The 8859-nt window shown below is 57.3% G+C and carries 19 protein-coding genes and 1 pseudogene; all 20 read right to left on the reverse strand.

From position 1 onward, the window contains the following. Positions 1–528, reverse strand: a complete 528-nt coding sequence (gene rpsE, locus P7A97_RS14475) for a 30S ribosomal protein S5 (RefSeq protein ID WP_277690656.1) — start codon at positions 526–528, stop codon at positions 1–3. Between the two features lie 3 nt (positions 529–531). Beyond that, positions 532–882, reverse strand: a complete 351-nt coding sequence (gene rplR / locus P7A97_RS14480) for a 50S ribosomal protein L18 (protein WP_068829024.1) — start codon at positions 880–882, stop codon at positions 532–534. Positions 883–892: 10 nt separating this feature from the next. Next, a complete protein-coding gene (gene rplF, locus P7A97_RS14485; RefSeq protein ID WP_277690657.1) occupies positions 893–1426 on the reverse strand; it encodes a 50S ribosomal protein L6 in 534 nt (177 codons plus the stop codon). Between the two features lie 12 nt (positions 1427–1438). After that, positions 1439–1831, reverse strand: a complete 393-nt coding sequence (gene rpsH, locus P7A97_RS14490; protein WP_277690658.1) for a 30S ribosomal protein S8 — start codon at positions 1829–1831, stop codon at positions 1439–1441. 175 nt (positions 1832–2006) lie between these two features. After that, positions 2007–2312 (reverse strand): 30S ribosomal protein S14, encoded by a 306-nt coding sequence (gene rpsN, locus P7A97_RS14495; protein WP_160082924.1) that lies wholly within the window; start codon positions 2310–2312, stop codon positions 2007–2009. Between the two features lie 14 nt (positions 2313–2326). Beyond that, positions 2327–2866: a 50S ribosomal protein L5 gene (gene rplE / locus P7A97_RS14500; RefSeq protein ID WP_277690659.1), complete on the reverse strand. Its 540-nt coding sequence runs from the start codon at positions 2864–2866 to the stop codon at positions 2327–2329. A gap of 19 nt (positions 2867–2885) precedes the next feature. Continuing rightward, entirely contained in the window at positions 2886–3200 is a 315-nt protein-coding gene (rplX, locus tag P7A97_RS14505) for a 50S ribosomal protein L24 (RefSeq protein ID WP_068829019.1), read from the reverse strand. Between the two features lie 12 nt (positions 3201–3212). Next, positions 3213–3581: a 50S ribosomal protein L14 gene (rplN, locus tag P7A97_RS14510; RefSeq protein ID WP_225788815.1), complete on the reverse strand. Its 369-nt coding sequence runs from the start codon at positions 3579–3581 to the stop codon at positions 3213–3215. Positions 3582–3603: 22 nt separating this feature from the next. Continuing rightward, positions 3604–3870 (reverse strand): 30S ribosomal protein S17, encoded by a 267-nt coding sequence (gene rpsQ / locus P7A97_RS14515; RefSeq protein ID WP_068829018.1) that lies wholly within the window; start codon positions 3868–3870, stop codon positions 3604–3606. Between the two features lie 2 nt (positions 3871–3872). Continuing rightward, on the reverse strand, positions 3873–4064 hold the full coding sequence (rpmC, locus tag P7A97_RS14520; RefSeq protein WP_016490538.1) for a 50S ribosomal protein L29: 192 nt from the start codon (positions 4062–4064) through the stop codon (positions 3873–3875). Then, positions 4064–4477, reverse strand: a complete 414-nt coding sequence (gene rplP / locus P7A97_RS14525; RefSeq protein WP_068829017.1) for a 50S ribosomal protein L16 — start codon at positions 4475–4477, stop codon at positions 4064–4066. Before rplP ends, rpmC begins: the two co-directional genes overlap by 1 nt. Positions 4478–4489: 12 nt before the next feature. Then, complete coding sequence (gene rpsC / locus P7A97_RS14530; RefSeq protein ID WP_277690660.1) at positions 4490–5176, reverse strand: 30S ribosomal protein S3; 687 nt, start codon at positions 5174–5176, stop codon at positions 4490–4492. Between the two features lie 13 nt (positions 5177–5189). Then, positions 5190–5522 carry a 50S ribosomal protein L22 gene (gene rplV, locus P7A97_RS14535; RefSeq protein ID WP_003103908.1) on the reverse strand — a complete coding sequence of 111 codons (333 nt, stop codon included), beginning with the start codon at positions 5520–5522 and terminating at the stop codon, positions 5190–5192. 13 nt (positions 5523–5535) lie between these two features. Further along, on the reverse strand, positions 5536–5811 hold the full coding sequence (gene rpsS, locus P7A97_RS14540) for a 30S ribosomal protein S19 (protein WP_277690661.1): 276 nt from the start codon (positions 5809–5811) through the stop codon (positions 5536–5538). A gap of 16 nt (positions 5812–5827) precedes the next feature. Then, positions 5828–6649, reverse strand: coding sequence for a 50S ribosomal protein L2 (gene rplB, locus P7A97_RS14545; protein ID WP_277690662.1), 822 nt, complete (start codon positions 6647–6649; stop codon positions 5828–5830). A 14-nt stretch (positions 6650–6663) separates the two neighbouring features. Beyond that, positions 6664–6963: a 50S ribosomal protein L23 gene (gene rplW, locus P7A97_RS14550; protein WP_277690663.1), complete on the reverse strand. Its 300-nt coding sequence runs from the start codon at positions 6961–6963 to the stop codon at positions 6664–6666. After that, a complete protein-coding gene (gene rplD, locus P7A97_RS14555; RefSeq protein ID WP_277690664.1) occupies positions 6960–7562 on the reverse strand; it encodes a 50S ribosomal protein L4 in 603 nt (200 codons plus the stop codon). Before rplD ends, rplW begins: the two co-directional genes overlap by 4 nt. Before the next feature lie 14 nt (positions 7563–7576). Next, positions 7577–8212 (reverse strand): 50S ribosomal protein L3, encoded by a 636-nt coding sequence (rplC, locus tag P7A97_RS14560; RefSeq protein ID WP_277690665.1) that lies wholly within the window; start codon positions 8210–8212, stop codon positions 7577–7579. Positions 8213–8295: 83 nt separating this feature from the next. Further along, positions 8296–8607 carry a 30S ribosomal protein S10 gene (gene rpsJ / locus P7A97_RS14565; RefSeq protein ID WP_003186070.1) on the reverse strand — a complete coding sequence of 104 codons (312 nt, stop codon included), beginning with the start codon at positions 8605–8607 and terminating at the stop codon, positions 8296–8298. Positions 8608–8761: 154 nt separating this feature from the next. Next, positions 8762–8859 (reverse strand): annotated as a pseudogene (locus tag P7A97_RS14570) (elongation factor Tu); the annotation flags it as partial.

The raw sequence follows: 8859 nt of genomic DNA on the forward strand, positions 1-8859 counted from the left end.
TCAGAGAATCTCCTCGACGCTCTTACCACGCTTGGCAGCAACGGAATCCGGCGACTGCATGGCTTTCAGACCCTTGAAGGTGGCGTAAACCACGTTCACCGGGTTGGTAGAGCCGTAGCACTTGGCCAGAACGTTCTGCACACCAGCCACTTCCAGGACAGCACGCATGGCGCCGCCGGCGATGATGCCGGTACCTTCGGAAGCCGGCTGCATGAAGACGCGGGAAGCGCCATGCACGGACTTTATCGGGTACTGCAGAGTGGTGCCGTTCAGGTCGACCTGAATCATGTTGCGACGCGCAGCTTCCATAGCCTTCTGGATAGCAGCAGGTACTTCGCGGGACTTGCCGCGACCGAAACCGACGCGACCATTGCCATCACCCACCACGGTCAACGCGGTGAAGGTGAAGATACGGCCACCCTTTACGGTTTTGGCAACACGATTAACCTGGACCAGTTTCTCGGTGTAACCATCGCTCTGGGCTTCGTCACGATTACCGCGATCGCGCTTTTGCTCGTTATTTGCCATAACTTAGAACTCCAGCCCGCCTTCACGAGCAGCATCAGCCAGCGCTTTCACACGGCCGTGGTACTTGAAGCCAGAACGGTCGAACGCTACCTGGGTAACACCAGCGGCTTTCGCGCGCTCAGCGACCAGCAGGCCGACTTTCTTGGCCGCGTCGACGTTGCCAGTGGCACCGTCACGCAGTTCTTTGTCCAGGGTCGAGGCGCTGGCCAGAACCTTGGCGCCGTCGGCCGAAATGACCTGGGCGTAGATGTGCTGGGAAGAGCGGTACACGCTGAGGCGTACGGTTTCCAGCTCGCGCATTTTCAGGCGTGCCTTGCGAGCGCGACGCAGACGAGTTTCTTTCTTTTCGCTCATTTGCTATGCCCTACTTCTTCTTAGCTTCTTTGCGACGTACGACTTCGTCGGAATAACGCACGCCTTTGCCTTTGTACGGCTCAGGACGACGGAAGTCGCGGATCTCCGCAGCTACCTGACCCACCAGCTGCTTGTCGATGCCCTTGATCAGGATATCGGTCTGGCTCGGAGTCTCGGCGGTAACGCCCTGCGGCAGTTCGTAGTCGATCGGATGGGAGAAGCCCAGCGCGAGGTTCAGCACCTGGCCTTTAGCCTGGGCCTTGTAACCCACACCAACCAGTTGCAGCTTGCGCTCGAAGCCCTGGCTCACGCCAATGACCATGTTGTTGACCAGTGCACGAGTAGTACCGGCCATGGCACGGTTCTGCTGGTCGCCATTGCGAGCAGCGAAACGCAGTTCACCAGCTTCCTGGGTCACTTCCACGGACGAGTGCACGTTCAGTTCCAGAGTACCCTTGGCACCCTTCACCGAAAGCTGCTGACCAGCGAGTTTGACCTCGACACCTGCCGGCAGCTTGACGGGGTTCTTAGCAACGCGAGACATGCTTATCCCCCCTTAGAACACAGTGCAGAGCACTTCGCCGCCGACACCGGCAGCACGTGCAGCACGATCAGTCATCACACCTTTGTTGGTGGAGACGATGGAAACGCCCAGACCGCCGCGAACTTTCGGCAGCTGCTCGACAGACTTGTACTGGCGCAGGCCAGGACGGCTGACGCGCTTCACTTCCTCGATGACCGGACGGCCTTCGAAGTACTTCAGCTCGATGGACAGCTGCGGCTTGACGTCGCTGCTGACCTGGTATCCCGCGATGTAACCTTCATTCTTGAGAACGTTGGCTACTGCCACCTTCAGCTTGGAAGACGGCATGCTTACTACCGACTTTTCAGCCATCTGGGCATTACGGATACGAGTTAGCATGTCCGCTAACGGGTCCTGCATACTCATGGGCTAGATGCTCCTAAACAAAAAGAACAGCCTTGCGGCTGGAATCACTCTGAGACGACACAAAATGCCAGACTCAGAAGAGCCGGACATTCTAGAGATCGATCAAAAATGAATCAAGCCCCAAATGGGGCTTGATTGATAAAACAAAGCCGGCACTTGGCCGGCTTCGCTTTTGTTACCAGCTGGCTTTCACCAGACCCGGCACATCACCACGCATCGCCGCTTCGCGCAGCTTGTTACGGCCGAGGCCGAACTTGCGGTACACGCCGTGCGGACGGCCAGTGATGCGGCAACGGTTACGCAGGCGGCTGGCGCTGGCGTCACGCGGTTGCTTCTGCAGGGCTACCTGGGCTTCCCAACGCTGCTCCGGAGTGGAGTTCGGGTTGGCAATCACAGCTTTCAGCTCGGCACGCTTTTTGGCGTACTTGGCTACCGTTTGCTGACGCTTCAGCTCACGGTTTTTCATGCTCATTTTGGCCATGTTCCAAACTCCAATCAGTTGCGGAACGGGAAGTTGAAGGCGCGCAGCAGAGCACGACCTTCATCATCCGTACGAGCGGTGGTGGTCAGAGTGATGTCCAGACCACGCAGAGCATCGATCTTGTCGTAATCGATTTCCGGGAAGATGATCTGCTCTTTGACGCCCATGCTGTAGTTGCCACGACCATCGAAGGACTTGGCATTCAGGCCGCGGAAGTCACGCACGCGCGGCAGGGAGATCGCGAGCAGGCGATCCAGGAATTCGTACATACGATCGCGACGCAGGGTCACCTTGACACCGATCGGCCAGCCTTCACGAACCTTGAAGCCAGCAACGGACTTGCGAGCGTAGGTCACGATCGGCTTTTGACCGGTGATCTTTTCCAGGTCGGCAACAGCGTTTTCGATGATCTTCTTGTCACCGATCGCTTCGCCAAGACCCATGTTCAGGGTGATTTTGGTAACGCGCGGAACTTCCATCACGTTGGCCAGCTTCAGTTCTTCCTTCAGCTTGGGCGCGATTTCCTTCCGGTAAATCTCTTTCAGTCGTGCCATGGTGTTTTACCTATGCTTCTCAAGCGCCAACCGGCTTTTGGGTGGACTTGAAGACACGAATTTTCTTGCCGTCTTCGACTTTGAAACCAACGCGGTCAGCCTTGTTGGTTTCGCTGTTGAAAATGGCAACGTTAGAGACGTGCAGAGGCGCCTCTTTCTCGACGATACCGCCTTGAGCACCCAGCATCGGGTTCGGCTTGGTGTGGCGCTTCACCAGGTTGATCCCACCAACGACCAGACGGTCGTCAGCGAGAACCTTGAGCACCTTGCCACGCTTACCTTTGTCTTTGCCGGCGATCACGATGATCTCGTCGTCACGACGAATCTTTTGCATGACGGCTTCTCCTTACAGCACTTCGGGGGCGAGCGAGACGATCTTCATGAACTTCTCGGAACGAAGTTCACGAGTCACCGGCCCGAAGATACGGGTGCCGATCGGCTCTTGCTTGTTGTTCAGCAGAACAGCAGCGTTGCCATCGAAGCGGATGATCGAGCCATCAGCGCGGCGTACGCCGTGCTTGGTACGAACCACAACAGCGGTCATTACCTGGCCTTTCTTCACCTTGCCGCGCGGAATCGCTTCCTTCACGGTGACCTTGATGATGTCGCCAATACCGGCATAACGACGGTGCGAACCACCCAGGACCTTGATGCACATAACGCGACGAGCACCGCTGTTGTCAGCGACGTCGAGCATGGATTGAGTCTGAATCATATCTTTCTCCGACCCTTAGTCCTTAGACTTCCACGGCACGTTCGACGACTTCCACCAGGGACCAGTTCTTGGTCTTGGCCAGCGGACGGGTCTCACGAATAGTGACCTTGTCGCCGATCTTGCACTGGTTGGTCTCGTCGTGAGCGTGCAGCTTGGTCGAGCGCTTAACGTACTTACCGTAGATCGGGTGCTTAACGCGACGCTCGATCAGAACGGTGATGGTCTTGTCCATTTTGTCGCTGACGACACGGCCAGTCAGCGTGCGGACGGTTTTCTCAGCTTCAGCCATGATCACTTACCTGCCTGCTGGTTGAGCACAGTTTTCACGCGAGCGATGTCGCGCTTCACTTGCGAGAGCAGGTGAGACTGCCCCAACTGACCAGTGGCTTTCTGCATACGCAGATTGAACTGGTCACGCAGCAGACCGAGCAGTTGCTCGTTCAGCTGCTGAACCGATTTTTCACGGAGTTCATTCGCTTTCATCACATCACCGTCCGCTTAACAAAAGAGGTGGCGAGCGGCAGCTTTGCAGCAGCCAGGGCGAAAGCCTCACGCGCCAGCGCTTCCGGAACACCTTCGATCTCGTAGAGCACTTTGCCCGGCTGGATCTGGGCTACCCAGTACTCCACGCCGCCCTTACCTTTACCCATACGAACTTCGAGGGGCTTTTTGGTAACTGGCTTGTCCGGGAACACACGGATCCAGATTTTACCGCCACGCTTTACGTGACGAGTCAGGGCACGACGGGCTGCTTCGATTTGGCGAGCAGTCAGACGACCACGAGAAACAGCTTTCAGCGCGAACTCGCCGAAGCTGACCTTGCTACCGCGATGAGCCAGACCACGGTTGTGGCCAGTCATCTGCTTGCGGAATTTTGTACGCTTAGGTTGCAGCATGTTGCGTACTCCTTACTTAGCAGCTTTCTTGCGCGGCGCCGGAGCGGCAGGCTTGGACTCTTCCAGCTGGCCACCGATGACCTCGCCCTTGAAGATCCACACCTTCACACCGATCACACCGTAAGTGGTGTGCGCCTCGTAGGTGGCGTAGTCGATATCGGCACGCAGGGTGTGCAGAGGCACACGACCTTCGCGATACCACTCGGTACGGGCGATTTCCGCACCACCGAGACGACCACTCACCTGGATCTTGATGCCCTTGGCACCAATGCGCATGGCGTTCTGTACGGCGCGCTTCATGGCGCGACGGAACATAACGCGACGCTCCAGCTGCTGAGCAACGCTCTGCGCTACCAGCATACCGTCGAGCTCCGGCTTGCGGATCTCTTCGATGTTGATGTGCACCGGCACACCCATTTGCTTGGTCAGGTCCTGACGCAGCTTCTCAACATCTTCACCTTTCTTGCCGATCACGATGCCGGGACGAGCGGTGTGGATGGTGATGCGTGCGGTTTGAGCCGGACGAGCGATGTCGATACGGCTAACGGACGCGCTTTTTAGTTTGTCCTGGAGATACTCACGAACCTGCAGGTCGGCCAGCAGATAATCAGCGTATTGACGCTTATCTGCGTACCAGACGGAGGTGTGCTCCTTGACGATTCCCAGGCGGATGCCAACGGGATGTACTTTCTGACCCATCTGATCGACTCCGTTACTTGTCCGCAACCTTGACAGTGATATGGCAAGACCGCTTGACGATGCGATCAGCGCGGCCTTTGGCACGCGGCATGATGCGCTTAAGCGAACGCCCCTCGTTGACGAAAACGGTGCTGACCTTCAGGTCATCAACGTCTGCGCCTTCGTTGTGCTCGGCGTTGGCAACGGCCGACTCCAGCACTTTCTTCATGATCTCGGCGGCTTTCTTCGAGCTGAAAGCCAGCAGGTTGAGCGCTTCGCCCACCTTCTTCCCGCGGATCTGGTCGGCGACCAAGCGGGCTTTCTGGGCGGAGATGCGAGCGCCCGACAACTTAGCGGCTACTTCCATCGTTCCTTACCCCTTAACGCTTGGCTTTCTTGTCCGCCACGTGCCCACGATAAGTGCGGGTACCAGCGAACTCGCCGAGTTTGTGGCCGACCATGTCTTCGTTCACGAGGACCGGAACATGCTGACGACCGTTATGCACAGCGATGGTCAGACCGACCATCTGCGGCAGAATGATGGAGCGACGCGACCAGGTTTTAACCGGCTTGCGATCGTTCTTTTCCACCGCCACTTCGACCTTCTTCAGTAGGTGAAGATCGATAAAAGGACCTTTTTTCAGAGAACGCGGCACTGTCGTATCCCTCTAATTACTTGCGGCGACGAACGATCATGTTGTCGGTGCGCTTGTTGGAGCGAGTCTTCGCACCCTTGGTCGGGAAGCCCCACGGCGAAACCGGGTGACGACCACCAGAAGTACGACCCTCACCACCACCATGCGGGTGATCAACCGGGTTCATGGCAACACCACGAACGGTCGGACGAACACCACGCCAGCGCTTGGCACCGGCCTTGCCCAGAGAACGCAGGCTATGCTCGGAGTTGGAAACCTCACCCAGAGTCGCACGGCACTCGGCCAGGACTTTGCGCATCTCGCCGGAACGCAGACGCAGAGTGACGTAGGCACCTTCACGAGCTACCAGCTGAGCAGAAGCACCAGCGGAGCGAACCAGCTGAGCACCTTTACCCGGCTTCAGCTCGACACCATGAATGGTCGAACCAACCGGAATATTGCGCAGCGGCAGGCTGTTGCCGACTTTGATCGGAGCAGCGGAACCGGATACCAGCTGATCGCCAGCGCTCACGCCTTTCGGCGCGATGATGTAGCGACGCTCACCGTCAGCATATTTCAGCAGAGCGATGTGGGCAGTACGGTTCGGATCGTATTCCACGCGCTCAACGATGGCAGGAATGCCATCCTTGTTGCGACGGAAGTCGACCAGACGGTAATGCTGCTTGTGGCCACCGCCGATGTGGCGAGTGGTGATACGACCGTTGTTGTTACGGCCGCCAGACTTCGACTTCTTCTCGAGCAGCGGAGCATGAGGAGCGCCTTTGTGCAGCTCCTGATTGACCACTTTGACCACGAAACGACGGCCAGCGGAAGTCGGTTTGCATTTAACGATTGCCATGATGCGCCCCTACCTTACTCAGCACTGCTGGTGAAATCGAGATCCTGGCCCGGCTGAAGGGAGACGTACGCCTTCTTCCAGTCGTTACGCTTGCCCAGGCCACGAGCGGTACGCTTGGTCTTGCCCTGTACATTGACAGTGCGGACCTCGTCCACTTTGACGCTGAACAGGCTTTCTACGGCCTTCTTGATTTCCAGCTTGGTTGCATCAACGGCAACCTTGAAAACGAATTGGCTCTTACCATCTGCCAGCACGGAGGCTTTCTCGGAGATGTGCGGGCCAACCAGCACTTTGAATACGCGTTCCTGGTTCATGCCAGCAGCTCCTCGAATTTCTTCACGGCCGACACGGTAACCAGCACTTTGTCGAAGGCGATCAGGCTGACCGGATCGGAGCCTTGGACGTCGCGAACGTCGACATGCGGCAGGTTGCGCGCAGCCAGGTACAGGTTCTGATCAACGGCTTCGGTAACGATCAGCACATCGCTCAGACCCATGCCGTCCAGCTTGCCCAGCAGAGCCTTGGTCTTCGGAGCTTCGACAGCGAAGTCTTCAACCACGACCAGACGATCCTGACGAACCAGCTCGGAGAGGATGGAGCGCAGAGCAGCGCGGTACATCTTCTTGTTCAGCTTCTGGCTGTGATCCTGAGTCTTGGCAGCGAAAGTTACGCCACCGCCACGCCAGATCGGGCCAACGCTGGAACCGGAACGAGCACGACCAGTGCCCTTCTGACGCCACGGCTTTTTGCCACCACCGGTGACTTCGGCGCGAGTCTTCTGACCACGGGTACCCTGACGACCGCCAGCCATGTAGGCGACGACAGCCTGGTGCACAAGAGTCTCATTGAACTCACCACCGAAAGTGCGCTCGCTGACTTCGATAGCCTGAGCGCCATTTACATTCAGTTGCATCTCAGCTTCCCCTATTAACCGCGAGCTTTGACAGCCGGACGCACCAGCACGTCGCCACCGGTAGCACCAGGAACGGCACCTTTTACCAGCAGCAGATTACGCTCGGCGTCGACACGGACCACTTCGAGGGACTGCACGGTCACGCGCTCAGCGCCAAGATGACCGGACATTTTCTTGCCCTTGAATACACGGCCAGGAGTCTGGCACTGACCGATGGAGCCCGGAGCACGGTGGGAAACCGAGTTACCGTGGGTGTTGTCCTGACCACGGAAGTTCCAGCGCTTGATGGTACCGGCGTAGCCTTTACCCTTGGATTCGCCGGTGACATCCACCAGTTGACCCGCCTGGAACAGCTCGGCAGTCACTTGATCGCCAGCCTGGTACTCGCCTTCTTCCAGGCGGAATTCCCAGACGCCACGACCAGCAGCGACATTAGCCTTGGCGAAGTGACCCGCCTGAGCCTTGGTCACGCGGGAAGCACGACGCTCGCCCACGGTTACCTGCACAGCACGATAGCCATCGCTTTCTTCAGTTTTGAACTGGGTGACGCGATTCGGCTCGATCTCAATGACCGTGACCGGAATGGAGACACCTTCTTCGGTGAAAATACGGGTCATACCCGCTTTCCGACCGACTACACCAATAGTCATGTTGTAAACCTCATGAGTGTACGGGGCTTTCACCCGCTATGGCCGCCCATTTCAGAGCGTTACACGACTAAAACCGCCAGGTTTTAGCCGAGGCTGATCTGCACTTCCACGCCTGCAGCAAGGTCGAGCTTCATCAGCGCGTCGACGGTTTTATCCGTCGGCTGGACGATGTCCAGAACACGCTTATGAGTGCGAATCTCGTACTGGTCGCGCGCGTCTTTGTTGACGTGCGGAGAAACCAGAACGGTGAAACGCTCCTTGCGAGTAGGCAGAGGAATAGGACCACGCACCTGAGCACCAGTACGTTTCGCGGTTTCCACGATTTCCTGGGTGGATTGATCGATCAGGCGATGGTCAAAAGCCTTCAACCGAATACGGATTTGTTGGTTTTGCATTTTGACCTCAGACTCTATCTCTGCTATCCCCAACGGACGGACTACGCCCGTTAAAAGGAGGCGTGATTGTACGGATGCCCCCCGGGGGTGTCAACTTTTGATCAATAAAACAGAAAAGGCCCCGAAGGGCCTTTTCCTTTACCGCGAAAGTCGATTACTCGACGATCTTGGCAACCACGCCAGCACCAACGGTACGGCCGCCTTCGCGAATCGCGAAGCGCAGACCATCTTCCATGGCGATCGGCTTGATCA

The organism is Pseudomonas sp. GOM6, from assembly GCF_029537485.1.
GTDB lineage: Bacteria > Pseudomonadota > Gammaproteobacteria > Pseudomonadales > Pseudomonadaceae > Aquipseudomonas.

Excerpts from the sequence above, each read along its gene's own strand:
- rpsJ (WP_003186070.1), bottom strand. The coding sequence starts at position 8,607 with ATGCAAAACCAACAAATCCGTATTCGGTTGAAGGCTTTTGACCATCGC.
- rplN (WP_225788815.1), bottom strand. The coding sequence starts at position 3,581 with ATGATTCAGACTCAATCCATGCTCGACGTCGCTGACAACAGCGGTGCT.
- rpsN (WP_160082924.1), bottom strand. The coding sequence starts at position 2,312 with ATGGCCAAAATGAGCATGAAAAACCGTGAGCTGAAGCGTCAGCAAACG.
- rplX (WP_068829019.1), bottom strand. The coding sequence starts at position 3,200 with ATGCAAAAGATTCGTCGTGACGACGAGATCATCGTGATCGCCGGCAAA.
- rplV (WP_003103908.1), bottom strand. The coding sequence starts at position 5,522 with ATGGAAGTAGCCGCTAAGTTGTCGGGCGCTCGCATCTCCGCCCAGAAA.
- rplB (WP_277690662.1), bottom strand. The coding sequence starts at position 6,649 with ATGGCAATCGTTAAATGCAAACCGACTTCCGCTGGCCGTCGTTTCGTG.
- rplW (WP_277690663.1), bottom strand. The coding sequence starts at position 6,963 with ATGAACCAGGAACGCGTATTCAAAGTGCTGGTTGGCCCGCACATCTCC.
- rpmC (WP_016490538.1), bottom strand. The coding sequence starts at position 4,064 with ATGAAAGCGAATGAACTCCGTGAAAAATCGGTTCAGCAGCTGAACGAG.
- rpsC (WP_277690660.1), bottom strand. The coding sequence starts at position 5,176 with ATGGGTCAGAAAGTACATCCCGTTGGCATCCGCCTGGGAATCGTCAAG.
- rplR (WP_068829024.1), bottom strand. The coding sequence starts at position 882 with ATGAGCGAAAAGAAAGAAACTCGTCTGCGTCGCGCTCGCAAGGCACGC.
- rplC (WP_277690665.1), bottom strand. The coding sequence starts at position 8,212 with ATGACTATTGGTGTAGTCGGTCGGAAAGCGGGTATGACCCGTATTTTC.
- rpsQ (WP_068829018.1), bottom strand. The coding sequence starts at position 3,870 with ATGGCTGAAGCTGAGAAAACCGTCCGCACGCTGACTGGCCGTGTCGTC.
- rplF (WP_277690657.1), bottom strand. The coding sequence starts at position 1,426 with ATGTCTCGCGTTGCTAAGAACCCCGTCAAGCTGCCGGCAGGTGTCGAG.
- rplP (WP_068829017.1), bottom strand. The coding sequence starts at position 4,477 with ATGCTGCAACCTAAGCGTACAAAATTCCGCAAGCAGATGACTGGCCAC.
- rplE (WP_277690659.1), bottom strand. The coding sequence starts at position 2,866 with ATGGCACGACTGAAAGAGATTTACCGGAAGGAAATCGCGCCCAAGCTG.
- rpsH (WP_277690658.1), bottom strand. The coding sequence starts at position 1,831 with ATGAGTATGCAGGACCCGTTAGCGGACATGCTAACTCGTATCCGTAAT.
- rpsE (WP_277690656.1), bottom strand. The coding sequence starts at position 528 with ATGGCAAATAACGAGCAAAAGCGCGATCGCGGTAATCGTGACGAAGCC.
- rplD (WP_277690664.1), bottom strand. The coding sequence starts at position 7,562 with ATGCAACTGAATGTAAATGGCGCTCAGGCTATCGAAGTCAGCGAGCGC.